24 protein-coding genes are annotated in these 24,065 nt (G+C 71.1%); 7 read left to right on the top strand and 17 right to left on the bottom strand.

Translation table 11 applies throughout. The annotated features are described in order from the left end of the window. Positions 1-70: 70 nt before the first annotated feature. Entirely contained in the window at positions 71-736 is a 666-nt protein-coding gene (gene fomD, locus ACWF79_RS08855; RefSeq protein WP_453727354.1) for a cytidylyl-2-hydroxypropylphosphonate hydrolase, read from the bottom strand. Between the two features lie 44 nt (positions 737-780). Beyond that, entirely contained in the window at positions 781-2,220 is a 1,440-nt protein-coding gene (locus ACWF79_RS08850) for a class II fumarate hydratase (RefSeq protein WP_453727353.1), read from the bottom strand. Positions 2,221-2,325: 105 nt separating this feature from the next. Between ACWF79_RS08850 and ACWF79_RS08845 the strand changes: the two genes are divergently transcribed. Next, positions 2,326-3,858, top strand: coding sequence for a ricin-type beta-trefoil lectin domain protein (locus ACWF79_RS08845; RefSeq protein ID WP_453727352.1), 1,533 nt, complete (start codon positions 2,326-2,328; stop codon positions 3,856-3,858). Between the two features lie 51 nt (positions 3,859-3,909). On the opposite strand, the gene ACWF79_RS08840 is transcribed toward ACWF79_RS08845, so the two are convergent. From ACWF79_RS08840 to ACWF79_RS08820, 5 genes are all read right to left on the bottom strand, one after another. Continuing rightward, complete coding sequence (locus ACWF79_RS08840) at positions 3,910-4,536, bottom strand: lipoprotein (RefSeq protein WP_453727351.1); 627 nt, start codon at positions 4,534-4,536, stop codon at positions 3,910-3,912. A gap of 52 nt (positions 4,537-4,588) precedes the next feature. Beyond that, positions 4,589-5,230: an HAD family acid phosphatase gene (locus ACWF79_RS08835; RefSeq protein WP_453727350.1), complete on the bottom strand. Its 642-nt coding sequence runs from the start codon at positions 5,228-5,230 to the stop codon at positions 4,589-4,591. 178 nt (positions 5,231-5,408) lie between these two features. Then, positions 5,409-7,079 carry a fumarate hydratase gene (locus ACWF79_RS08830; RefSeq protein WP_453727349.1) on the bottom strand — a complete coding sequence of 557 codons (1,671 nt, stop codon included), beginning with the start codon at positions 7,077-7,079 and terminating at the stop codon, positions 5,409-5,411. A gap of 149 nt (positions 7,080-7,228) precedes the next feature. Beyond that, on the bottom strand, positions 7,229-7,795 hold the full coding sequence (locus ACWF79_RS08825; RefSeq protein WP_453727348.1) for a TetR/AcrR family transcriptional regulator: 567 nt from the start codon (positions 7,793-7,795) through the stop codon (positions 7,229-7,231). Next, the gene (locus ACWF79_RS08820) at positions 7,792-8,157 is read right to left on the bottom strand and encodes a DUF1304 domain-containing protein (RefSeq protein WP_453727347.1); all 366 of its coding nucleotides are present in this window, start codon (positions 8,155-8,157) and stop codon (positions 7,792-7,794) included. The genes ACWF79_RS08825 and ACWF79_RS08820 overlap by 4 nt, the downstream gene beginning before the upstream one ends. A gap of 102 nt (positions 8,158-8,259) precedes the next feature. On the opposite strand from ACWF79_RS08820, the gene ACWF79_RS08815 reads away from it, so the two are divergent. Both ACWF79_RS08815 and ACWF79_RS08810 read left to right on the top strand, forming a co-directional pair. After that, positions 8,260-8,973, top strand: coding sequence for a DUF1707 SHOCT-like domain-containing protein (locus ACWF79_RS08815; protein WP_453727346.1), 714 nt, complete (start codon positions 8,260-8,262; stop codon positions 8,971-8,973). 175 nt (positions 8,974-9,148) lie between these two features. Continuing rightward, positions 9,149-9,520: a WhiB family transcriptional regulator gene (locus tag ACWF79_RS08810; protein ID WP_453727345.1), complete on the top strand. Its 372-nt coding sequence runs from the start codon at positions 9,149-9,151 to the stop codon at positions 9,518-9,520. A 149-nt stretch (positions 9,521-9,669) separates the two neighbouring features. On the opposite strand, the gene glpX is transcribed toward ACWF79_RS08810, so the two are convergent. Further along, positions 9,670-10,701: a class II fructose-bisphosphatase gene (gene glpX, locus ACWF79_RS08805; RefSeq protein ID WP_453727344.1), complete on the bottom strand. Its 1,032-nt coding sequence runs from the start codon at positions 10,699-10,701 to the stop codon at positions 9,670-9,672. A gap of 117 nt (positions 10,702-10,818) precedes the next feature. Between glpX and ACWF79_RS08800 the strand changes: the two genes are divergently transcribed. Continuing rightward, entirely contained in the window at positions 10,819-11,352 is a 534-nt protein-coding gene (locus ACWF79_RS08800) for a DUF4245 domain-containing protein (RefSeq protein WP_453727343.1), read from the top strand. 70 nt (positions 11,353-11,422) lie between these two features. Here the strand turns inward: ACWF79_RS08800 and ACWF79_RS08795 are convergent, their stop codons facing one another. The 4 genes from ACWF79_RS08795 to ACWF79_RS08780 form a co-directional block, all read right to left on the bottom strand. Continuing rightward, positions 11,423-12,013 (bottom strand): malonic semialdehyde reductase, encoded by a 591-nt coding sequence (locus tag ACWF79_RS08795; protein ID WP_453727342.1) that lies wholly within the window; start codon positions 12,011-12,013, stop codon positions 11,423-11,425. A 246-nt stretch (positions 12,014-12,259) separates the two neighbouring features. Beyond that, positions 12,260-12,499, bottom strand: coding sequence for an exodeoxyribonuclease VII small subunit (locus ACWF79_RS08790; protein ID WP_453727341.1), 240 nt, complete (start codon positions 12,497-12,499; stop codon positions 12,260-12,262). 10 nt (positions 12,500-12,509) lie between these two features. After that, the gene (gene xseA, locus ACWF79_RS08785) at positions 12,510-13,730 is read right to left on the bottom strand and encodes an exodeoxyribonuclease VII large subunit (RefSeq protein ID WP_453727340.1); all 1,221 of its coding nucleotides are present in this window, start codon (positions 13,728-13,730) and stop codon (positions 12,510-12,512) included. Between the two features lie 34 nt (positions 13,731-13,764). After that, positions 13,765-15,108, bottom strand: a complete 1,344-nt coding sequence (locus tag ACWF79_RS08780; protein ID WP_453727339.1) for an APC family permease — start codon at positions 15,106-15,108, stop codon at positions 13,765-13,767. 81 nt (positions 15,109-15,189) lie between these two features. Between ACWF79_RS08780 and ACWF79_RS08775 the strand changes: the two genes are divergently transcribed. Beyond that, positions 15,190-16,194 (top strand): 4-hydroxy-3-methylbut-2-enyl diphosphate reductase, encoded by a 1,005-nt coding sequence (locus ACWF79_RS08775; protein ID WP_453727338.1) that lies wholly within the window; start codon positions 15,190-15,192, stop codon positions 16,192-16,194. Between the two features lie 29 nt (positions 16,195-16,223). Beyond that, positions 16,224-16,964 carry a polyphosphate--glucose phosphotransferase gene (gene ppgK, locus ACWF79_RS08770; RefSeq protein ID WP_453727337.1) on the top strand — a complete coding sequence of 247 codons (741 nt, stop codon included), beginning with the start codon at positions 16,224-16,226 and terminating at the stop codon, positions 16,962-16,964. Between the two features lie 226 nt (positions 16,965-17,190). Here ppgK and ACWF79_RS08765 read toward each other — a convergent pair whose 3' ends face one another. Beyond that, the gene (locus ACWF79_RS08765; protein WP_453727336.1) at positions 17,191-17,868 is read right to left on the bottom strand and encodes a DUF6542 domain-containing protein; all 678 of its coding nucleotides are present in this window, start codon (positions 17,866-17,868) and stop codon (positions 17,191-17,193) included. A gap of 173 nt (positions 17,869-18,041) precedes the next feature. Between ACWF79_RS08765 and ychF the strand changes: the two genes are divergently transcribed. Then, on the top strand, positions 18,042-19,130 hold the full coding sequence (gene ychF / locus ACWF79_RS08760; protein WP_453727335.1) for a redox-regulated ATPase YchF: 1,089 nt from the start codon (positions 18,042-18,044) through the stop codon (positions 19,128-19,130). A gap of 86 nt (positions 19,131-19,216) precedes the next feature. Here the strand turns inward: ychF and ACWF79_RS08755 are convergent, their stop codons facing one another. The 4 genes from ACWF79_RS08755 to ACWF79_RS08740 form a co-directional block, all read right to left on the bottom strand. Further along, positions 19,217-19,495, bottom strand: a complete 279-nt coding sequence (locus tag ACWF79_RS08755; protein WP_453727334.1) for a hypothetical protein — start codon at positions 19,493-19,495, stop codon at positions 19,217-19,219. 15 nt (positions 19,496-19,510) lie between these two features. Beyond that, the gene (locus ACWF79_RS08750; RefSeq protein WP_453727333.1) at positions 19,511-20,398 is read right to left on the bottom strand and encodes an alpha/beta fold hydrolase; all 888 of its coding nucleotides are present in this window, start codon (positions 20,396-20,398) and stop codon (positions 19,511-19,513) included. Between the two features lie 110 nt (positions 20,399-20,508). Then, positions 20,509-22,152: a LuxR C-terminal-related transcriptional regulator gene (locus ACWF79_RS08745; protein ID WP_453727332.1), complete on the bottom strand. Its 1,644-nt coding sequence runs from the start codon at positions 22,150-22,152 to the stop codon at positions 20,509-20,511. Between the two features lie 159 nt (positions 22,153-22,311). Next, positions 22,312-24,065 (bottom strand): PucR family transcriptional regulator ligand-binding domain-containing protein (locus tag ACWF79_RS08740; protein WP_453727331.1); only part of this gene is annotated, 1,754 nt, incomplete at its 5' end.

Genomic DNA, 24,065 nt, shown 5'->3' with positions numbered 1-24,065 from the left:
CCTCGTCCGGTGGATCACCGCCGTGCGGAGGACGATCCTACGTTTGCACCCCGGGGGCGCATCAAGGGTCTCACGGAGCGGTGTGCGCCGGAGTGCGATCCCAGTCCGCAGGCAGCTCGGGCACGGTCCACGCCGGGTCGGGCCGCCAGTCCTCCCAGCCGTCGCGGAACGGCGCGCCCCAGGCCTGGATGATCTCTACGGCCGCCTCGCCCGCCGCCCGCACCCGCGCGGCCTGCGCCGCGTCCATCAGGCCGGCCCGCTGGGCCTGCGCGAACTCGTCCTCGTCCCGCCACAGCCAGCTGCGGTCGGGGTAGACGGAGATGTCGAGGAAGTGGTCCTCGGAGTCGACGCCGCCGGACCACCGGGTGCGCGGCTCCTCAAGGTTCACGTACCAGTTGTGGAAGTTCCAGCCGCGCTCCCAGAACAGCCAGACCGACCACGGGTCGCCGGGCCGGGCGAGCTTGAGGACGCCCGTGCCGGACCAGCGGGCGCGGACCGTGGTGCGCGGGGCGGTGTAGCGGGTGGCGAGCGGCTCCTGGTGGATGGGCGAGCCGTCGGCGAGCACCGGTTTCACGCACTCGGTGTCCGGTGCCATCCAGACGGCGAGCAGCTCGGGGGTGTCGCGCACGACCGTCACCGGCCGGCAGATGTGCACGTCGCCCGAGCCGTTGCCGCGGTAGCGCCAGAGGATGTGGTCCCCCGGCGCCCAGTGCTGAGAACTGCCCGATCCTGTCATGCGCAGATATTAGGGGGGCGCCTTCCCGGCCGCTGCGACCCAGGTCACGGATGAGTCATACGCAGCACGTCCAGCGCCTCGTCCAGCTGTTCGACCGTCAGGTCGCCCCGCTCGACGTATCCGCCGTCCAGGACGACCTGGCGGATCGTCTTGCGCTCCGCCAGCGACCGCTTGGCGACCTTCGCGGCCTCCTCGTAGCCGATGTACCTGTTCAGCGGGGTGACGACGGACGGCGAGGACTCGGCGTACTCCCGGGCCCGTTCGACGTTGGCGGTGATCCCGTCGATCGTGCGGTCGGCCAGCAGACGTGCGGCGTTGGCCAGGAGTCGTACGGATTCCAGCAGGTTCTTGGCCATGACCGGGAGCATCACGTTGAGCTCGAAGTTTCCCGCCGCGCCCGCCACCGCGACGGTGGTGTCGTTTCCGGTCACCTGCGCGGCGACCATCAGGACGGCCTCGGGAATGACCGGATTCACCTTGCCGGGCATGATCGAGGAGCCGGGCTGGAGGTCGGGGAGGTTGATCTCGGCGAGGCCGGTGCGCGGGCCGCTCGCCATCCAGCGCAGATCGTTGGAGATCTTCGTCAGACCGACGGCGATGGTCCTGAGCTGCCCGGACGCCTCCACCAGGCCGTCCCGGGCGCCCTGCGCCTCGAAGTGGTCACGGGCCTCGGTGAGCGGAAGCCCGGTCGTCGCGGCGAGTTCGGCGATGACGGCGGCGGAGAAGCCGGGTGGCGTGTTGATGCCGGTGCCCACCGCCGTACCGCCGAGGGGGAGTTCGGCGAGCCGGGGCAGGGAGGCCCGCAGCCGCTCGATCCCGTACCTGACCTGGGCCGCGTAGCCGCCGAACTCCTGGCCGAGGGTCACGGGGGTGGCGTCCATGAGGTGCGTGCGGCCGGACTTCACGACCTCCGCGAATTCGGCCGATTTCCGCTCCAGCGAGCCCGCCAGATGGTCGAGGGCGGGGATGAGGTCCTCGGTCACGGCGGCCGTGGCGGCGATGTGGATGGAGGACGGGAAGACGTCGTTGGAGGACTGCGAGGCGTTCACATGGTCGTTGGGGTGGACCTCGAGGCCCTCGGGGAGCCGTTCGCCGGCGAGCGTGGCGATGACCTCGTTGGTGTTCATGTTGGAGGAGGTGCCCGAGCCGGTCTGGAAGACGTCGACCGGGAAGTGCGCGTCCCAGCGGCCCTCGGCGACCTCGGCCGCGGCGGCCACGATGGCGTCCGCCCGGTCCTGGTCGATCACCCCGAGCGAGGCGTTGACCTGGGCGGCGGCCGCCTTGATCCGGGCCAGGGCCGCGATGTGCGCGCGCTCCAGACGCTGCCCCGAGACGGGGAAGTTCTCCACGGCCCGCTGGGTCTGGGCCCGCCACTTGGCGTGCGCGGGAACCCGCACCTCGCCCATCGAGTCGTGCTCGATCCGGTACTCGCCCGCCGCGTCGCCGGTGGGGTCGCTCGGGCCGTCGTTCCTGTCGTCGCTCATGACGTCAACCTCCATGCAAAGGTGAGCACTTGTCTTGTTCTGGCTATTCCCATTGCGCTTACCGGCCAGTAAAAACCGTGGGTAACCCCACTTCCAGGAGGCGCAATGAGGCGCACCAGGTACAGACTCCGTTGGGCGATCGCGGCCACGGCCGCGGCCGCCGCGGCCTTCGGAACCATGACGGCCGTCGCTCCCGCCGGCGCGGCCGAGGCCACCGCCCGTACCGTCACCGCTCCTTCCGTCCCGCTCCCGCCCGAGCTGGAGGCGATCCGGGCCGCCGAGGCCACCACGATCTACGGCAGCCCCGAGGAGCGTCCCCTCGCGCAGCGCAGGACCGGGCTGATCTCGCTCGGCGACAGCGAGATCTCCGGCGAGGGCGTCGGCACGTACGAGCCGCCCACCAACGGGCCGACCAACTGGTGCCACCGCTCGCCCGACGCCGCCATCCACCGCACCGGCATCGCCGCGGACCTCACGTTCAACGTGTCCTGTTCCGGCGGCTACACCGGCAACATCAGGATCGGCGGCTCGAAGCAGTACGCCGACGAACTCGTCCAGAGCGACAATCTGGCGATCAAGGCCCGCAACACCCGCATCAAGATGGTCGTGCTCGTCGCCGGAGCCAACGACGACCTCCAGTTCGGGCCCGTCATGACGGACTGCGTCACCCGGTACCTGACCCTCCAGGGCCCCTGCGAGCCGAAGTACGCCGCCGGCTGGCAGGCCCGCGTGGACGCCCTGGTCCCCAAGGTCGAGCAGACCGTCCGCGACCTGAAGACCGTGATGCGCGACGCCGGGTACGCCGACGGCGACTACAAGCTCGTCGTCATGGGCTACCCGAGCCCCATCGGCCCCGACTTCAAGGACAACCCGAACTTCCCCGGCAAGCTCGCCTGCGGCGGCCTCGGTTACGACTCCGACACCGTCTGGGGCCGCAACACCGCCGTCCCCGCCTTCGAGCGCGGCATGCGCAAGGCCGCCGCGACCACCGGGGCGACCTACCTCGACAACTCCCGCCTCTTCCACGGCCACGAGGTCTGCATGGAGGACGCCTGGGCCCGGGGCCTGTACATCGACCTCTCCAAGCCCGGCACCCCGGACGAGAACTCGGTCCGGCAGTCCTTCCACCCGAACGCGAGCGGCCACCGCGCCTTCGCGTCCTGCCTCACCCAGATCTACAACTCCGGCCTTCGTGAGGCGAGTTGCGCGGACGTCAACTCCAGCGGCACGCCGACCCTCTTCCCGTACGCCTGGGACGACGTCTACAAGCCGCTGAAGAACCAGGCGACCGGCAACTGCGTGGACGTGAACGCCTCCACCAGCGCCAACGGCACGGCGGTGCTCGGCTGGGACTGCCACGGCGGCCGCAACCAGGGCTGGTGGTTCGACTCCGCCCGCCAGACCCTCCACACGGAGCTGACCCAGGACCGCTGCCTGGACGTGCCGGGCGCCCGCTACCGGACGGGCGAGGCGCTGGTGCTCTGGAACTGCTCGGGTTCCGCGAACCAGAAGTTCGTCCGCGACGGGGCCACGATCCGGCCGTCGGCCGCGACCGGGCTCTGCCTGACGCAGGCGGCGGCGAAGCAGCCGCTGCGACTGCAGAACTGCGACGGCTCGGCGAACCAGCGGTTCGCCTGACCTGAACGCCGTGGCCCCCGTCCGGTGCGGGACGGGGGCCACGGTCATGATCTAGAGGGGCTTCAGGCTCGTGCGGGCCAGCTCGTACGCCGGAAGCATCTCGCGGTGCTCCTGGGAGTCGAGCCCGCCGAGATGGACGATCACCGTCCCCTTCGGGGCGGCGACGGCGAAGGCGCGCTCCTCCTTCGACTCCTCCATCAGCTCGTTGTAGACGGTGTAGGTGACCTCCACGACCGGCAGCGCGCCGGTGCTCGTCTCCTTGTAGGAGACCTTGGAGGTGTTCTTCTCCGCATTCACGAACCCTTCGAGCGCGGTACGGGCCGGGCCTTTGCCGGCCGTCCACACGCGCATGTAGCCGATGTTGCCGGCCGGCTTCGCGTCGATCTCGCAGACCATCGTCGCCGGCCCCTGCTTGCCGAGGGCGGCGAACACCTCGTCGTCCGTGGCCTTCACGGCCTTCGGCTTCCAGTCGGCGGCCAGACCGAAGGCGACCGGCAGTTCGCAGGCGCTCCCGGCGGCCCCGATCGACCCGGCCGCCGCCTTGGTCGCGGCGGCCGGGGCCTTCGCGGGCGGTACGACGCGGTCGGGCTTGGGCTCGGTGCCCAGGCAGCCGGTCAGTGTGCCGGCTGCCGTCAGCACGGCGAGGACGGGGAGCAGGACCCGTGTCGGACGTCTCATGCGCGCGAGAGTATCCCCCGGCCGTACGGCCGGACCGACCGGGAGGCGCTGGTCAGGAGAGCTTGCCGCCGTAGTCCGGCAGCTTGAAGGTCCGCTCGGCGTGGCCGCCGACGAGGTCGGTGGTGTTGTTGCCGATGTTGGCGATGATCGTGTAGCCCTTGGCCTCGATCTCCGCGCGCTTCTCCGTCTTGTACGCGCTGACCTCACCGAACAGGTCGGGCAGGGAGCGCACGTAGAGACCGTCGACGGGGTAGCCGGCCTGCTTCAGGTTCCAGTGCGTGAGCGAGTAGATGATGCCGGGCCGTGCGGTGACGAAGAAGACCGCCACACCGCGGTCGTGGGCGTCGTCGACCAGGTCGCGGACCTCGGCGATGGCCGGGGTCGGCAGCTCCCAGAAGGGGTGGAAGTCCGTCTCCAGCGAGGAGTTGTCGATGTCGAGGACGATCGCCTGCTTCTCGCGGCCGGCGTTGCCGGAGCGCTCCTCGATGTACGGGCGGGCCTGGGCGACGACGGCCGACACGTCACGGCGCCAGGTCGTGTAGTCGATGCCGTGGAGTGCGCTCGCGGAGGTCGAGTGGCTGTCCGGGTCGGCCGCGGAGGCGGCGGGCGCGGGTACGACGACGAGCAGGGTGGTCAGGGCGAACGTGGCCGTGGTTCCGGCGGCGGCGCGCCTGAGGAGAGGGGCGGAGGGCATGGGGGGCTCCCGAGTGGTCGACCGGCTCAGTGGTTGACATGCTCGCGGCCAATACTGACCAGTAGGCGACCGGAAAGCTACCGGTTGGTAGCGAGATTCTGAGCGGAGACCGACAACGCCCCCCGGTCCGGAGGGACCGAGGGGCGTCTGGACGTACGGGAGTCGCGGGCCGGGCGGGTCAGCCGAGGCCGGGGCCGCGCACCGGGATGTGGGTGAACGTCGGCTCCGGGGCCGGGTTCTGGAAGAAGTCGTTGCCCTTGTCGTCCACGACGATGAACGCGGGGAAGTCCTCGACCTCGATCTTCCAGACCGCCTCCATGCCGAGCTCCTCGTACTCGACGACCTCGACCTTCTTGATGCAGTCCTGCGCGAGGCGCGCCGCCGGGCCGCCGATGGAGCCCAGGTAGAAGCCGCCGTGGCTGCCGCACGCGTCCGTGACCTGCTTCGAGCGGTTGCCCTTGGCCAGCATGACCTTGGAGCCGCCCGCCGCCTGGAACTGCTCGACGTAGGAGTCCATCCGGCCGGCCGTCGTCGGGCCGAAGGAGCCGGAGGCGTAGCCCTCGGGGGTCTTCGCCGGGCCCGCGTAGTAGACCGGGTGGTCCTTCAGGTACTGCGGCATCTCCTCGCCCGCGTCGAGCCGCTCCTTGATCTTGGCGTGCGCGATGTCGCGCGCCACGACCAGCGGGCCGGTCAGCGAGAGCCTGGTCTTCACCGGGTACTTGGTGAGCTCGGCGAGGATCTCGTCCATCGGCTGGTTCAGGTCGATCTTCACGACGTCGGAGGACTCGTCGAGGTGCTCGTCCGTCGTCTCCGGCAGGAAGCGCGCCGGGTCGGTCTCCAGCTGCTCCAGGAAGACGCCCTCGGCGGTGATCTTCGCGACGGCCTGGCGGTCGGCCGAGCAGGAGACGGCGATCGCGACGGGCAGCGAGGCGCCGTGGCGGGGCAGGCGGACGACACGGACGTCGTGGCAGAAGTACTTCCCGCCGAACTGCGCGCCGATGCCGATCTTCTGCGTCAGCTCGAAGACCTTCTCCTCCAGCTCCTTGTCGCGGAAGCCGTGGCCGGTCTCGGCCGAGCCCTCGGTGGGCAGCTCGTCCAGGTAGTGCGCGGAGGCGTACTTCGCGGTCTTCAGCGCGAACTCGGCCGACGTGCCGCCGACGACGATTGCCAGGTGGTACGGCGGGCAGGCGGCCGTACCGAGCGAACGGATCTTCTCCTCCAGGAACTTCATCATGCTCGCCTCGTTGAGCACGGCCTTCGTCTCCTGGTAGAGGAAGGACTTGTTGGCCGAGCCGCCGCCCTTGGCCATGAAGAGGAACTTGTACGCGCCGCCGTCGGTCGCGTACAGCTCGATCTGCGCGGGCAGGTTCGAGCCGGTGTTCTTCTCCTCCCACATGGTGACCGGAGCCATCTGGGAGTAGCGCAGGTTGAGCTTGGTGTACGCGTCGTAGATGCCCTTGGACAGGGCCTCCTCGTCGAGGCCGGACGTCAGCACGTTCTGGCCGCGCTTGCCCATGACGATCGCGGTGCCGGTGTCCTGGCACATGGGCAGGACGCCCGCCGCCGCGATGTTCGCGTTCTTGAGGAGGTCGAGCGCGACGAACTTGTCGTTGCTCGACGCCTCCGGGTCGTCGATGATCCGGCGCAGCTGGGCGAGGTGTGCCGGGCGCAGGTAGTGCTGGATGTCGTGGATCGCCTCGGCGGCCAGGGTACGCAGCGCCTCCGGCTCGACCTTGAGGAACGTACGGCCGTCGGCCTCGAAGGTGGAGACACCTTCGGCGGTCACCAGGCGGTAGGGCGTGGTGTCCTCTCCCAGGGGGAGCAGATCGGAGTACGAAAACTCTGGCATGACGGCAGCCATTCCTCACTCGGCAGACGGCGGCGCCACCTCCATTGGCGACGCCTCCTCCAGCGTAGAGCGCGGTCGCCGCCCCGATCCTGTGAGGTAAGGCTCACTCGGGGCCGGGACCGCGCCGAAGTGGAGTGGAGGGGTCGGGTTCAGGCCAGGGGTGTGCGGTGGAGGGCGATCAGCAGGCGCCATGTGCGGTCGGCGATCTCCTCGGGGGCGGCGTCGATCAGGCCGTGCAGCCAGTCCGCGAGCAGCCCGGCGAAGGCCGCGGCCACCGCCGACGCGACGAGGGCGGGCTCGGGCGCCCCGGCCAGCTCGCGCTCGCGGGCGCTGTACGCGCGCAGCTCCTGGTGGAGCAGCTCGCCGAGCGGCCCGCCGCCGCCGGGCCTCAGCAGGCTCCGGTAGAGCGGCGCGTGCGGGGCGACCTCGGCGAAGAAGGCGGGCAGGGCGGGCGGTGGGGCGTCCGGGTCGGGCGTGCCGCGCCAGGCGTGCAGGGCCTCGACCGCGTCCCGTACGACGTCGGCGCAGGCGTCCACGGCGAGGGCCTGGAGGTCGGGGTAGTGCAGATAGAACGTGGCCCGGCCGATCCCGGCCCGGCGGACCAGCGCGGCGACACCGACCTCGTCGAGGGGGCGTTCCGCGCACTCCGCGAGCAGGGCGGCACGCAGCTTCGCGCGGGTCCGGGCCGCGCGCGGGTCGAGGGTCGGGCTGGTCACCCGGCCCACAGTACGGCGATGAGGGCGAGCGCCCCCGGCAGGGTCTGGGCGAGCAGGATCCGGCGGTTCGCGGTGAGTCCGCCGTACACCCCGGCGATCACCACGCAGGAGAGGAAGAAGATCTGGACCCGGTGGCCGGTGGGGTCGGCGGCGATCAGACCCCAGACCAGACCGGCGGCCAGGAAGCCGTTGTACAGCCCCTGGTTGGCGGCGAGCGGCGCGGTCGCGCGCGCCATCTCGGCGTCGAAGCCGGAGAGTTCGCGCCCGGGACGGCGCTCCCAGAGGAACATCTCCAGGACCAGGATGTAGGCGTGCAGGGCGGCGACCAGGCCGACGGCGACGTTCGCGAAAGTAGTGGACACCTGTCCAGAATACATGGACACCTGTCCAGGAGTCTTGCTGGAGTGGTGCGTCTCCGTCGCGCCCCCTAGTCGCGATCTATCGCGTTTCGCTAGGCTGGCTTCGTGGACCTCGAAAAGCAGCCTCAGAAGCCGGTCGCCCCCGCCGAGCCCGCCGCCGCTCCGGCCGTTCCGGCCGCCGCTCCGGGGGACTTGCTGCGCGCGTCGGACGCCGACCGGGACCGGATCGCGGACATCCTCAGGGACGCGCTGGCCGAGGGTCGGATCGACGCGGAGGAGCACTCCGAGCGGATCGACGCGGTCTACCGCGCCAAGACCGTGGGCGAGCTGGAGCCGATCGTCAGCGACCTGCCCGCCGGCAACCGCCGCGGCGCGGAGCCCGAGCCGGCGTACGCGTACGGCCCCGACGACGACTCCGGCCCCGCCGACAACTTGGTCGCCGTCTTCTCCAGCACCACCCGCAAGGGCCGTTGGCGCGTGGGCCGCAGGACCAACGCCTTCGCGCTCTTCGGCAACATCGAGATCGACCTCACCGAGGCGCTCTTCGCCCAGCGGCTGACCACCATCAACGCCACCTCGGTCTTCGGTAACGTGGAGGTCCGCGTCCCGGAGAACATCAGCCTGCGGGGCAACGGCACCGGGATCTTCGGCAACTTCGAGGTCGTGACGCTGGAGGCCGCCGACCCGCAGGCCCCGGTGGTCGTGATCAACGGCTACTCGGTCTTCGGCAACGTCGAGGCCAAGCCCAAGCGCGGCAAGTGGATCACGGACCTCCAGAACACCGTCCAGAACAAGATGCGCAAGCACCTCGGCCACTGAACCGGTCGTCGCTGAACCGGTTCACCGCCTCCGACGTGGGATGACGCGGTGACCGGATTCCGCCCCTGCGGCTCCGCTCTGCGGAGTCGGGCGGCACGCAGTGCATAGGCGCGCGCACAGCGGGTAGGGCTGCTCCATCGTCTCTCGCTCGCGAAGCCGTCGTCAGGAGTAGACCGTGCTGCAACTGCCGCATCAGCCCCTCCAGGTCGCCGCCGTCCCGCCCCAGCGTGCCCCCGCTCGGGAGGACGAGGCCGGTCCCTGGCACACGGAGGCGGTGTGCCGTCGGGACGAAGCCGGACTGTTCTTCGCCCCCTCCAAGGAGCCGACCGCCTCGCGACTGGCGCGCGAGGAGGCCGCCAAGCGGGTCTGTGCCCGCTGCCCCGTGATGGTCGAGTGCCGGGAGCACGCGCTGCTCCAGCCCGAGCCGTACGGCGTGTGGGGCGGGCTCACCGCCGCCGAGCGCCGCGTCGTGCTCGCCCGGCGCCGCCGGCGCGAGGTGGAGCTCAAGAAGGCCGCCGCGGCGGACCGGATCGCCGCGGCCGGCTGACGGCCCGAGCGGCTCGCGACGTCGTTCGTACGGCACGCGAAAGGGGCGCCCCCACCGCACAGGGGGCGCCCCTTTCCGTACAACCGCTGGACCGCCGTGACGTTACTTCGCCCGATGGCCGGCCATGACTTCGCCCGCTGCTTCGCGCGTTACTTCGCGCGGTCGAAGTCGATCTTGCTGTAGGCGCGCAGCTTCGCCAGTCGGTGCGTGGAGTCGATCTGCCGGATCGTGCCGGACTTCGAGCGCATCACCAGCGACGAGGTGGTCGCGGTCTCCGAGCGGTAGCGGACGCCGCGCAGCAGCTCGCCGTCCGTGATGCCGGTGGCGACGAAGAACACGTTCTCGCCGCTGACCAGGTCGTTCGTGGAGAGCACACGGTCCAGGTCGTGACCCGCGTCGATCGCCTTCTGGCGCTCGGCGTCGTCCTTCGGCCACAGCTTGCCCTGGATGACACCGCCGAGGCACTTGATGGCGCAGGCCGAGATGATGCCCTCGGGCGTACCGCCGATGCCGAGGAGCAGGTCCACGCCGGTGCCCTCGCGGACGGCCATGATCGAACCGGCGACGTCGCCGTCGGTGATGAACTTGATGCGGGCGCCGGTCTCGCGGATCTCCTTGACGACGCCCTCGTGGCGGGGGCGGTCCAGGATGACGACCGTGACGTCCTCGGGGGACATGTTCTTGGCCTTGGCGACCCGGCGGATGTTGACCGAGACGGGCGCGTTGATGTCGACGAAGTCGGCGGCCTCGGGGCCGGTGACCAGCTTGTCCATGTAGAAGACCGCGGACGGGTCGAACATGGTGCCGCGGTCGGCGGCGGCGAGGACGGCGATCGCGTTGGGCATGCCCTTGGCGTTGAGCGTGGTGCCGTCGATCGGGTCGACGGCGATGTCGACCTCGGCGCCGGTTCCGTCGCCGACCCGCTCCCCGTTGAAGAGCATGGGCGCTTCGTCCTTCTCGCCCTCGCCGATGACGACGACGCCGTTCATGGAGACGGTCGAGATCAGCGTCCGCATCGCGTTGACCGCGGCGCCGTCCGCGCCGATCTTGTCACCGCGCCCGACCCAGCGACCGGCGGCCATGGCGGCGGCCTCGGTCACCCGGACCAGCTCAAGGGCGAGGTTGCGGTCGGGGGCCTCGGGGGAGACCTCGAGCTCGGACGGCAGGGAATGCTCGGTCATCGGAGCGCACCTTTCTGTACGGCGACGGCCGGAATAAAGAGGGTGCTGCGACTCTATCGGTACGTCGACAAATTGAGCAGAGGGGCCCACGTATGAGCACAACACCATGATGCGACCATGGGGGGCGTGGCAGGTATGCGAGGCAGGCAGACGGTACGCGGGATGTTCCAGTCGCTCGGGGTGATCTTGATCGCCGCGGGCGTGATGTATCTCTTCATCCCGCACGACGAGAACGCCGACCCGGTGAAGGCCAAGGACTACCGGGTCGAGCTGGTGACGGCACAGCGGGCGGCGCCCTACGCGGTGCTGGCCCCCGAGGGGCTCGGGGAGGGCTGGAAGGCGACCGTCGTCTCGTACAAGCGCGAGCAGAACGACGCCTGGCAGCTGGGCTTCCTCGACCCGGACACCCAGTACGTGGCGATCCACCAGTCGACGGCGGAGCCGGAGAAGTTCGTCCCGAAGGTCACGCAGCAGGCCAAGGACTCCGGGAAGACCCAGACGGTCGCCGGTCAGGTCTGGCAGCGCTGGGAGGGGCCGAAGTACGACGCTCTGGTGCGCACGGACGGCGGCGCCACGACGGTCGTGACGGGGACGGCCTCCTTCGAGCGGCTGGCCGAGATGGCGGGCGCGCTGCAGTCGAAGAAGGCGTAGGCGGGCGTACGTACGGGAAAGCCCCCGGACCTGTGGGTCCGGGGGCTTTCGCGTGCGCGACGGGGGTCGGTCAGACGGTGGTGACGACCTCGTCGTAGGCCAGGCGCGGGGAGCGCGGGAACCAGGCGTCCTCGCCCGGCTTGCCGATGTTGACGACCATCAGCGGGGTGTGGTCGTCGTCCAGGAACTCCTTCTGGAGGCCGGCGAAGTCGAGACCGGTCATCGGGCCGGCGGCCAGGCCGGCGGCGCGGACACCGACGATGAAGTACGCGGCCTGGAGGGCGGCGTTCAGCAGGGCCGAACCCTCACGGGCCGGGCGCTCGGCGAAGAACATGTCCTTGGCCTGCGGGAAGTGCGGCAGCAGGTTCGGGAGCTCCTCGTGGAACTCGTTGTCGGCGGAGAGGATCGCGACCAGCGGGGCGGTGCGGGTCTTCGCCTGGTTGCCCTCGGCCATGTGCTTCACCAGGCGCTCGCGGGCCTCGGGGGAGCGGACCAGCGTGATGCGCAGCGGGGTCTGGTTGAAGGCGGTCGGCCCGTACTTGACGAGGTCGTAGATCGCCTGGACCTGCTCGTCGGTCACCGGCTCGTCGGTGAACGTGTTGGCGGTGCGGGCCTCACGGAAGAGGAGGTCCTGGGCGGTGGGGTCAAGAGCGAGGGACATGCTGCTTACCTTCCGGACTGCAGGGAGTTTCAAGCGATGCCCTCACCGTACGACGGTGTTTGGTGAACTTTCAACTAATCCAACCGGATAGTGATCCGGTTCACACCGTCATCGTACGGGATCCGATGCGGGACGCGGAACGAGGCCGACCCGGGCCCGTACGAGGCCGACGCGGGGCCGGTACGAACCAGGCGCGGGGACCGGTACGAAGCCGGGCGTCGGGCCGGTGCGGGTCGCCCGGTGCCGCTACTCGGCGTCGGCCTCGGACCGGTCGCCGTCGTCCTCCGGGGCGGCCAGCGCGGCGTCGAGACGGGCCCGTGCGCCTTCCAGCCAACGCCGGCACACCTTCGCCAATTCCTCCCCGCGCTCCCAGAGCGCGAGCGACTCCTCCAGGGTCGTTCCGCCCGTCTCCAGACGCCGAACGACCTCGATCAGCTCGTCGCGTGCCTGCTCGTACCCGAGCGCCTCTTCCGTGGTGGCTGCCATGGGAACCACCCTATGCGTCGGGTCCGACAACGCGCCGCACCGTGAACTCGCCCGCCGAGACCCGGGCCCGCAGCTCCTCGTCCACCGCGACCTCCTCCGGGGACCGCACGACCGCCCCGTCCGCCCGCTGGAGCACGGCGTACCCCCGCTCCATCGTCGCGGCGGGCGACAGCGCCCGGACCCGGGCGCGGGTGTGGGACAGCTCGGAGTCGGCCCGGTCGAGCAGGTGCCCGAGGGTCCGGCGGCTGCGGGCGAGCAGCGCGTCGAGCTCGTCCTCGCGCTGCTCGATCATGCGCTGCGGGTGCTCCATGACCGGCCGCGCCAGCGCGTGCGCGAGCCCGCGCTCCTCCCGGTCGAGCAGCCCCTGCACCGTCCGCAACGCCCGGTCGCGCAGCGCCTGCACCCGGTCCAGCTCCTCGCCGACGTCCGGTACGACCTTCTTGGCGGCGTCGGTCGGGGTGGAGGCGCGCAGGTCGGCGACGAGGTCGAGCAGCGGCGAGTCCGGCTCGTGGCCGATCGCGGAGACCACCGGCGTACGGCAGTCGGCCACGGCCCGGATCAGCTGCTCGTCCGAGAACGGCAGCAGGTCCTCGACGCTGCCGCCGCCCCGGGCCACGATGATCACGTCCACGTCCCCGTGCGCGTCGAGCTCCTTCACGGCCTGGACGACCTGGGGCACGGCCTTCACCCCCTGCACGGCCACGTTGCGCACCTCGAAGCGGACGGCGGGCCAGCGGCGCCGGGCGTTCTCCAGGACGTCCCGCTCGGCGGCGGAGGCGCGCCCGCAGACGAGGCCGACGAGCTGGGGGAGGAAGGGCAGCGGCTTCTTGCGGTCGAGCGCGAAGAGCCCCTCGGCGCCGAGGCTCCGCTTGAGCTGCTCCAGGCGGGCCAGCAGCTCCCCGATCCCGACCGGCTTGATCTCCACGGCCCGCAGCGACAGCTGCCCGCGCGGGGCGTACCACTCGGGCTTGGCGTGCACGACGACGCGGGCGCCCTCGGAGACGACGTCGGCGACGGCGTCGAACACCTGGCGGTAGCAGGTGACGCCGATGGAGATGTCGTACGAGGGATCCCGCAGCGTCAGGAACACGACCCCGGCGCCGGGCCGCCGCGACAACTGCGTGATCTGCCCCTCGACCCAGATGGCACCGAGCCGGTCGATCCACCCCCCGATGAGCCGGGAGACCTCTCCGACGGGCAGCGGCGCTTCGGCGGACGTAGTGAGACCCATGCGGCGAGCGTAGCGGCGGGCACGGACACCCCGGTCATTCCGAGCGCGTCGCTCCCTGGACCGCGAGGACCACCAGGCCCACACCCAGCCAGACCACGCCCACCACCTGAGCCGACACCGCCGCCTCGGCGATCACCGCGACCAGGATGGCCGCGCCGACCACGGGCATGACCACGTGCCGCAGCCAGTGCGGCGGCCCTTCCATCCGCCGCACCACGAACCACCCCACCACGCTCGCGTGCAGCAGCGTGAACGCCGTCAGGGCCCCGACGTCGACGACCGAGACGAGATGGTCGAGGCCGTCGTCCCGCTGGGCCGCCCACACCGCCGCCACCATCGTCACCGCCGCCGCGAGCAGCAGCGCCACCCGTGGCACCCCCGAGTCCGTACGGGCGAGCAGGTGCGGCAGCCGCCGCTCGCGCCCCATCGCGAAGAGCAGCCGGCCCGCCGCCGCCTGCCCCGCGAGCGCGGCGAAGGCGGCCCCGATCGCCTTCGACACCGCCACCAGGTCGTGCAGCCAGGTCCCCACCGACACGTCCACCGCGTCGTAGAACGCCGACCCCTGCTTCCCCGGGTCCGCCGCCAGCTCCGCCGACGACAGCGGTTCGAGGAGCGCGACCAGATACGTCTGGCCGACGAACAGCACACCTGCGAGCGCCAGACAGAACAGCACCGCCCGCGCCACCTTCTCCGAGCCGCCGGTGACCTCCTCCGCGAACGAGGCGATGGCGTCGAAACCGAGGTACGAGAGCACGGCCACCGACACCGCCCCGACCACGGCCGCCACCGAGAACGTCCCGTCACCGGCCAGCGGCGACCACCAGTCGCGCCGTGCCCCGTCCCGTGCGAGGACGACCAGCGCCGACACGACGAAGACCAGCAGGACCACGATCTCCATGGCGAGCACCGCGAAACCGACCCGCGCCGCCGCCCGTACGCCCCAGAGATTGAGCAGCGTCGTCACGACCACCGCGATCGCCGTCCACACCCACCGGTCCACCTCCGGAACCAGCGCCTCCATCGCGATGCCCGCGAAGAGGTACGCCACGGCCGGGATGAGGAGGTAGTCGAGCATCGCCATCCACCCCGCGACGAACCCCGGCCCTTCCCCGAGCCCCTTGCGGGCGTACGTGAAGACGGAACCGGCGAGCGGGGCGACCCGCACCATCTGCGCGTAACTGAAGGCCGTGAACGCCATCGCGACGGTGGCCACCACGTACACCAGTGCCACCGCGCCGTGCGACTTCGCGTCCAGCGTGCCGTAGACGCCGACGGGGGCCATGGGCGCGATGAAGAGCAGCCCGTAGACGACAAGGTCGCGGAACCCCAGGGTCCGCCGCAGTCCGGTGTGGGATGCCACCTGCACTTCCTCGGCCATGGGGCCAGTCTCGGCCACCGTGTCGATCACGGGCCGTACCGACGCGGCCTTACGAACGGTCCGTACCGATGCGGCCTTACGATGGGACGCATGACTGCGACGCCCGCGACCAACCGCCCGAAGCGTGTCCTCCTCGCCGCTCCCCGTGGCTACTGCGCGGGCGTGGACCGTGCCGTGATCGCCGTGGAGAAGGCCCTGGAGCAGTACGGCGCGCCGATCTACGTACGCCACGAGATCGTGCACAACAAGTACGTCGTCCAGACCCTGGAGCGGAAGGGCGCGATCTTCGTCGACCAGGCGACCGAGGTGCCGCCCGGCAACATCGTGATGTTCTCCGCGCACGGCGTGGCCCCGACCGTGCACGAGGAGGCCCGGGAGGGCCGCCTCAAGACCATCGACGCGACCTGCCCGCTGGTCACCAAGGTGCACAAGGAGGCGGTCCGGTTCGCCAACGAGGACTTCGACATCCTCCTGATCGGCCACGAGGGCCACGAGGAGGTCATCGGCACCTCCGGCGAGGCCCCCGACCACATCCAGCTCGTCGACGGCCCCGAGGACGTCGCCAAGGTCGAGGTCCGCGACCCGGACCGGGTCGTCTGGCTCTCCCAGACCACGCTCTCGGTGGACGAGACGATGGAGACGGTCGACGCGCTGAAGGAGAAGTTCCCGAACCTGATCTCCCCGCCGTCCGACGACATCTGCTACGCCACGCAGAACCGGCAGCTGGCCATCAAGGAGCTCGCCGGCCAGGCCGAGCTGGTGATCGTCGTCGGCTCGAAGAACTCCTCCAACTCGATCCGCATGGTCGAGGTCGCCAAGCAGGCCGGCGTCCCGGCCGCGTACCTGGTCGACTTCGCGAGCGAGATCGACGAGGCCTGGCTGGAGGGCGTCACCTCGGTCGGCCTGTCCTCGGGCGCCTCGGTCCCGGACGTCCTCGTGCAGGAGGTCCTGGAGTGGCTCTCCGAGCGGGGCTACGCGGACGTGGAGATCGTCAAGACGGCGGACGAGTCGCTGACCTTCTCGCTGCCGAAGGAGCTCCGGAACAAGGACCTGCGCGCCCAGGCGGCAGAGCTGATCAAGGAGTAGCTCCGCGCCGCTGCCCTTACCGTGGGTTCATGAACGTCTTCGGAGTGGACATCGGCGGTTCGGGCATCAAGGGCGCTCCCGTGGATCTGGAGCGCGGCGAGCTCACCGAGACCCGCCACAAGGTACTGACCCCGCAGCCCGCGACACCGGACGGTGTCGCGGGCTGCGTCGTGGAGGTCGTGGAGAACTTCGGCTGGTCGGGGCCGGTGGGGGTGACCTTCCCCGGCGTCGTCACCGGCTCCACGATCCGTACGGCGGCCAACGTCGACAAGGGCTGGATCGGCGTCGACGCCGGCAAGCTGCTCGGCGACCGCCTCGGCGGCCTCCCGGTGACGATCCTGAACGACGCGGACGCGGCCGGGGTCGCCGAGATGACCTTCGGCGCGGGCCGGGGCCGTACGGGCACGGTGATCCTGCTGACGCTCGGTACGGGCATCGGCTCGGCGCTCTTCGTGGACGGCCGGCTCGTCCCGAACACGGAGCTGGGCCACCTGGAGCTGAAGGGCCACGACGCGGAGAAGCGGGCGTCGACGAAGGCCAAGGAGGACGAGGACCTCAGCTGGGAGCACTGGGCGCGGCGGGTGACGAAGTACCTGGCGCACGTGGAGATGCTGTTCTCGCCGGAGCTTTTCATCATCGGCGGGGGAGTGAGCCGGAAGGCGGACAAGTTCCTGCCGCTGATCGAGGGCATCAGGGCGGAGATCGTCCCGGCGGAGCTGGAGAACAACGCGGGGATCGTGGGCGCGGCGATGGCGGCGGCGCGGGAGTAGGGGTCGGGGGGCGGGGCGGGTTGCGAAGGGGCTACGGAGCGGCCTGAGGGGTCGCTCCAGGGAGTCGTCGCCGGAGCGGGGGCGGACGGGGGCTGGAGCGGCCCGCGGGCGGCCTGAGGCGGTCGTTCCGGGGGGTCGTCGCCGGAGCGGGGGCGGACGGGGGCTACGGAGCGGCCTGAGGCGGTCGTTCCAGGGAGTCGTCGCCGGGACGGCGGTAGACGGGCGGCTACGGAGCGGCCCGTCGGACGGCCTGGGGAGCTGCCCCGCCCTTCGCCCCCGGGCCGTTCCTGGCGGCACGCGCGGCGGCGGCGCGCTGGCGGCGCCCCATGTCGCGTACCTTCCGGACGCTGGTGATCAGACCGGCGACGAGCGTGCCGCCGTACAGCCACCCGGCGTGGACGGCGAGGGCGGTGACGACGGCCATGGCCTGCCCGCCGAAGCCGCCGGACCCGCCCGAGATGGGCACGACGCCGACGGCGAAGGCGATGGGCACGCTGATCGGGGCGGTGACGAGGTCGGCGGTGCGGACCCAGAGCGCGGTCAGGGCGCTGACCGGCAGGAACAGCAGCCCGTAGACGAGGGGCGAGCCGTCGAGGATCAGCCAGTCGAGGAAGCCGAGCACCAGCATGGTTGCGGAGGCGAAGAGCCCCGCGCCCAGGCCGGTCAGCCGGGGGTTGGGCAACCGCCTGAGGGCGAGGACGAAGGGCGCCACCGGGGGCGCCGACCGTCGTACGGGAACGGTGACGGGCACGGGCCCGGAGGGCGTCGCCCGCTCGACCCGGCCACGGCCCGGGCGCGCGGCGACGCGATAGACGGCGGCGCCCTCGACGAGCGCGCCGGGCGGCGTGAGGGGCGTTTGCGGCCGTCGGCGGCCTTGCGGCTGACTTGTCCTGTGCTGCTCCACTACACCAACGTAGGTCGGGAAGGGGCAGGGGAGCGGCCCAGGACACGCCCTTTGGGTGACGTAGCCGTCGAGAACGGCCGAAGGTCGGCGTCACGGGCCGGTTCGTACCCCCCGTAAACTGGGGGATCGGCCCACCCACCGCACCCCCATCCGTACTCCAGAAGGTCGCCACCGTGTCGCTCACGATCGGAATCGTCGGTCTGCCGAATGTCGGCAAGTCGACCCTGTTCAACGCCCTGACCAAGAACGACGTCCTGGCGGCCAACTACCCGTTCGCCACGATCGAGCCGAACGTCGGCGTCGTCGGTGTCCCCGACCCGCGTCTGACGAAGCTGGCGGAGATCTTCAACTCGCAGCGGGTGCTCCCGGCGACGGTCGACTTCGTGGACATCGCGGGCATCGTGCGCGGTGCGAGCGAGGGTGAGGGCCTGGGCAACAAGTTCCTGGCGAACATCCGCGAGTCGGACGCGATCTGCCAGGTCATCCGTGCCTTCAAGGACGAGAACGTCGTGCACGTCGACGGCAAGGTCTCGCCGAAGGACGACATCGAGACGATCAACACCGAGCTGATCCTCGCGGACCTGCAGACGATCGAGAAGGTCCTCCCGCGGCTGGCGAAGGAGGCCCGGATCAAGAAGGACGTGGCCCCGAAGGTCGCGGCGGTCGAGGCGGCGAAGGAGATCCTGGAGCGCGGCGACACCCTGTTCTCCCAGGGCATCGTGCAGGGCACGGACAAGACGGAGCTCCTGCACGACCTGCACCTCCTCACCACGAAGCCGTTCCTCTACGTCTTCAACGTGGACGAGGACGAGCTGACGGACGACTCGTTCAAGGACGAGCAGCGCGCGCTGGTGGCCCCGGCGGAGGCGATCTTCCTCAACGCCAAGCTGGAGCAGGACCTCGCCGAGCTGGACGAGGAGGACGCCATGGAGCTCCTCCAGTCCGTCGGCGCGGAGGAGCCGGGCCTGGCGACCCTCGCCCGCGTGGGCTTCGACACCCTGGGCCTCCAGACCTACCTGACGGCCGGCCCGAAGGAATCCCGCGCCTGGACGATCAAGAAGGGCGCGACGGCCCCGGAGGCGGCCGGCGTGATCCACACGGACTTCCAGAAGGGCTTCATCAAGGCCGAGGTCATCTCCTTCGCCGACCTCGTCGAAACCGGCTCGGTGGCCGAAGCCCGCGCGGCAGGCAAGGCCCGCATGGAGGGCAAGGAGTACGTGATGCAGGACGGCGACGTGGTGGAGTTCCGCTTCAACGTCTGATTCGTCCGGCGAAAGGCCGTCCGACCTGCGGGGAGCAGGTCGGACGGTCGGTCTCCGCGGGTGGGGCCGCCCGCAGAGGCGTGCTCCTAGGTCATGTAGTCGTACACCGGCCAGAACTGCGGTGTCGGGGGTGGGCCCGCTGCTCCGGCGGCCTGGAGAGCGGGTGCGAGACGTTCTGCGAGGAATCGCTTCGCGTCCTCTTCCGACTCCCAGACCTCGATGACACGCCAGCCGCCGTTCGGGCTCGGTCCGGCGGCGTGGAAGATGCCGCCCGCGGGCTTCTGCTGCAGGCCCAACTGCTCCCGGACCTTGTCGTAGATCTCCTGCGAACCGTGTGGGTTGTCCACCAGCATTGCGATCGCCATGACGGTCTCCTTCGCTCATGTGGAGTGGGGGACGAGGGGGTTGCCGATCTCGGCGCGTAGCGCTGCCAGGAAGGCTTCGGGCTGCTCGAAGGCGGGGTCGTCGGCGGCGTTCTCGATCACGTGGAGCGGCCATCCGTGGCGGTCGCTCGCGGCCTCGGCGACGCTCAGGCGCACCTGGAGGTCGTGCCGCCCGCAGATCAGGCTGGTGGGCACGGTGATCCGCTCCAGGTCGTCCGCCGGGATCGGGGCCATCGCGAACGCCGGCATGAGGCTACGGAGAGCGACTTTCTGGCCCGGTGTGCGGGCGCGGTCGAGCGCGTAGGCCTCCAGCAACTCCATGCTCGTACCGAGCTGTTGGCGCAGTGCGCCCAGGTCGGTCATGCAGGCCCCCATGAGCTGGTCCTGGGCACGCTCCGTGGGCCGTGCCATGAAACGGACCATGGCGAGGGCGAACTTGGGGGCGGGGCGGAACCGGGCGAGGCCGTACGTGTCCACCAGGACCAGCCGGCCGATCCGGGCTCCCTGGTCACAGGCGAAGCGGGCGGCGATGGCGCCGCCGAGCAGATGTCCCGCCAGGACGGGGCGCGACGTACAGGTCCGCTCGATCAGCTCACCGAGCCACGCGAGAACGCGATCGGCCTTCAGCGGGCCGTCGCCCACCTCGGAGGCGCCGTGGCCGGGCAGGTCGGGAGCGATCACGCGGTGGGTCTCCATGAGATCCGGCATCACGCGCATCCAGGTCGCGGCGAACTCACCGGGGCCGTGCAGGAGGACGAGCGGCGGGCCGTCACCGCCTTCCAGTACGGCGGTCGGGATACCGGCCAGGTCGAGTCGTCGTTCCGTGGCGGGGAACCCGGCGAGGAGCTGTCGGCGGAGGTCGTCGCCGGCGGAGGACTTGTTCATCGCAGCCACCTCCATTCGCTTTCAGCCTCCTCGTGACGACGGCGGCCGGCATCGCCCGGATTCACCAACTACGCACCGACGAAAGGCGTGGTCATTTCCGACCAGCGCCGTCAGACGAGGTGGTGTTCGTAGGCGAAGGCACTCGCCGCGGTCCGCGACGACACGTCGAGCTTGGCGAAGATGTTCTGGATGTGCCGCGCGACGGTGTGCTCGCTGATGACCAGGGCCGATGCGATCTCCCGGTTGTGTTTCCCGGCGGCGACCAGGCGCAGCACCGACTGCTCGCGCGGTGTCAGCCCGTGGACACCCTCGGGCGGGGCTCCGGCGCGGCGGGCGATCGAGTCGGTCCGGGCGAGGTCCGGCGCGGCTCCCAGGCGCTCGAACACGGCGCAGGCCGCTTCGAGCTCCAGGTCCGCGGTCTCCTCGTCGCCCAGGGCGCGGCAGGCCATGGCCAGGCCCACGCGCACCCGTGCCGTCTCGTACGGTGCTTCGAGTTCCCGCCAGCCCCGCTCCGCGTGACGGAGCGCGATCAGGGCGGACCGCGCGTCGCCGGTGGCCAGATCGACCGTGCCCCGGGCGCCCGTCGCGATCACGCGCAGCTCGCCGCCCCGGTAGTTCTCGGCGATCGCCCCCAGCTCGTCGCAGGCGCTGCGCGCCGCCTGGGTGTCTCCCACGGCCAGCATGATCTCGATGTGGGCGGGCAGCAGCCGCGCCCGCTCCAACGGCTCGGTGGTCTCGTCGAGCAGCCGGCGGATCGCGGCGCTCGCGGCGTCCGCGTTCCCCTGGGCCAGTCGCAGCAGGGCAAGCCCCGGCTGCGGATCTTCTCCGTACCGGCCGGCGTCCCGGTACGCCTCCTCGGCCGTCGCGAAGGCCCCCTGCAGACGGTGAAGCTCCGCCTGCCGGTAGTACGACGGCGCGGCTGCCCCCTCGTACGACTCCTGGCGGAACCGCTCGCCCGCCCGCTCCGCCTCCGTCAGCGCGTCCCGCCACGCACCATGCAGCTGCATGATCTCCGCGCGGTGCACGAGGCACTCGCCGGAGAACACCACCATGTCGGGCTGCTCCTGGCACCACGAGGTCAGCGCCTCGGTCCACTCCTGGGCCCGGCGGAGTTCGTACACCGCACGGCAGACGTCGATCACGGCGCAGTAGATCACCCCGGTGACGATGGGGGAGAGGTCGCCCGCCGTGACGGCCACCATGACCTCGTCGAGGAGCCCGAGCCCCTCCTCGACCTTCCCCTGCCGCACCAGGGAGTGGCCCTGTTCGTACACGGAGAGGGCGAGCAGGTCCGCGTCCCCGAACCGCTCCGCGATCACGACGGCCCGGCCCGCCGTCGCGTAGGCGCCCGCGTAGTCACCGCCGGCCCGCTGCCCCATGACGGCCGGTATCAGGAGGTAGCCCTCCTCGACGCAGGCGCTCTGCTCGGCCTCGACCAGCCGGTGGGCCCGCCCGAACCATCCGGTCGCGTGCCCCACCTCTCCCCGGAACGCCAGATCGACCCCGGCCCAGAAGGCACAGCGCGCCGCGCGCAGCGCCTCCCCGGCGTCGAGGTACGAGCCGTACGCACGCTCGAGACCGCTCACCAGGTCGTCGTGGCGCCCGGTCATGAAGCCGGAGACGGCCAGGAGTTCGAGGTCCTCCGCCCCGAGCGGAGCCACCTCGTCCGCGAGGGTCAGGGCCTTGTGGGCATCCGCCCACGCCCGCACGGCATAGGCTGCCCGGCCGCGCTCAAGATCGCCGGACACGGTCATGACCGTCGGCTTCCCAGGCTCTGGTCCATGGCGCCTCCAGGGAGCACTTCAATTCTATGAGGTGACCTGGAATGTATCTATTTGTTCCCCGAGGCCACGGAACCTCGACGAGGTGCTGCCCGGGCTCCTCGTCCAAGACGGGACGCCGGATGCGCAGGACTAGAGGGACCTCAGTGCCGCGAGGAAGTCCAGTCTGGTCTCCAGGTGGGACAGGTCGCGGCCGGTGAGGTCTTCGATGCGGGCGATCCGCCGGCGCAACGAGTTCACGTGCAGGTGGAGTTGGGCCGCGCAGGCGGTCCAGGACGCGTCGCAGGCCAGGAACGTGTCCAGGGTCTTCAGCAGGTCGGTTCGGTGGCGGCTGTCGTGGTCGCGGAGGGGGCCGAGGAGGCGGGTGGCGAAGGCGCGGCGGGTTTCGGCCGGGATGAGGGGCAGGAGAGACAGGATGTGCTGCGTGAGGTCGTCCGGGCCGCGCACGGTCACGCGTTCCGGGCCCTCTTGGGCGACCCGTAGCGCGGTACGGGCCTCGTCGAGCGCTCGTTGCGCGTGTCCGGGCTCCGCGACCGGCGAGCTGACGCCGATGGAGACGCTGTCCGTCGCGCCGAGCCAGCGCGCGAGCGCCGCGGCCAGTCTCCGCTCCAGGGCGGCGCAGTCGAGGGCCAGTTCGGGGGTCAGGGCGAGGAGGACGGCCTGGTCGCCGTCGGTGGTGGACGCGATGTCCTGGGACGAGACCCGCACCGGGCCGTCCGGCTCGATCAGCGCCTCCTCCAGGAGTACGCGGAGGGCCGGGGCGGGGATCGGCCGCGTCCCGTGCCACTCGCCGCCGGCCACCACGAACTGGCAGCGCGGCCAGTTGTCGACCTGGCTGACCACGCCCTGCGCGGTGCCGCGCAGCCGGACGGGGATCTCCTCGGGCGGTACGCGCCTGCGCATCAGGTCGAGGAGTCGCCCGGCCAGGTCGTGGAGCGCCGCCTTCGTCCGCTCGTGCGCGGCTCGCGCGTCGGTGACCAGCTCGACGGTCCGGTCGAGGAGCTCCACCTCCGCCGTCGGCCAGATTGACGTGTCCCCTTCCACGACGACCAGCCAGTCGCCCCACTCGGAGGCTTGCCCCTCTGTCGGTGGCGTGGGTGCCGGAACCGGTACGAGGGAGTAGTGGCTGGATCCGATCGTGACCCCGTGAGGGGCCGGCTCCTGGGACCGGCGCGCCGCCAGGTACCGCGCGGCCAGCGCCACCGCCGTCCTGGGGCGCAACGGAGGCTGCACCCCCGCGATCTGACGTCCCGTAGGGGACAGGACGTGCAGGTCGAGGTCGAGGCTGTGCCGCAGGAGTTCCAGTACGGAGTCCGGCGCGCCTTCGTCGGTGAGGAGCCGCCGATGGCGTTCGACCATGGCGGCGAGGGTGCCCACGTCCTGGCGGTGCAGCCCGCGAAGACGGCTCAGGACGTGTTCGGTGATCGTGGCGAAGGACGTCTCCGGCCGCACGGCGAAGAGGGGGAGGCCGTGGCGTCGGCAGGCCCGTACGAGGTCGTCCGGGACGCCCCCGTGCTCGACCTCCCCGGCGGCGAGGGCCGCGACGCCCGCGCGGTTCAGGACGCGTACGAACGGCTCCGCGTCACCGTCCTTGTGCCACCAGGCGAGCCCGGTGAGGACGAGTTCGCCGCCGGTGAGGAAGCGGCCCGGGTCGGCCAGGTCGATGGTCGGGACGGCGGAGACGGCGCGGTCGAGCACGGCTGGGTCGAGCACGGTTCGGTCGGGCATGGCTGGGTCGAGCGCGGTCCTGTCGAGCACGGCTGGGTCGGGCATGGCTGGGTCGAGCGCGGTCCTGTCGAGCACGGCTGGGTCGGGCATGGCTGGGTCGAGCGCGGTCCTGTCGAGCACGGCTGGGTCGGGCATGGCTGGGTCGAGCGCGGTCCCGT

This window comes from Streptomyces sp. NPDC054975 (assembly GCF_053609105.1).
The sequence above is the reverse complement of the archived record's forward strand: the minus strand, read 5'-3'. Positions and strand labels throughout refer to the sequence as shown.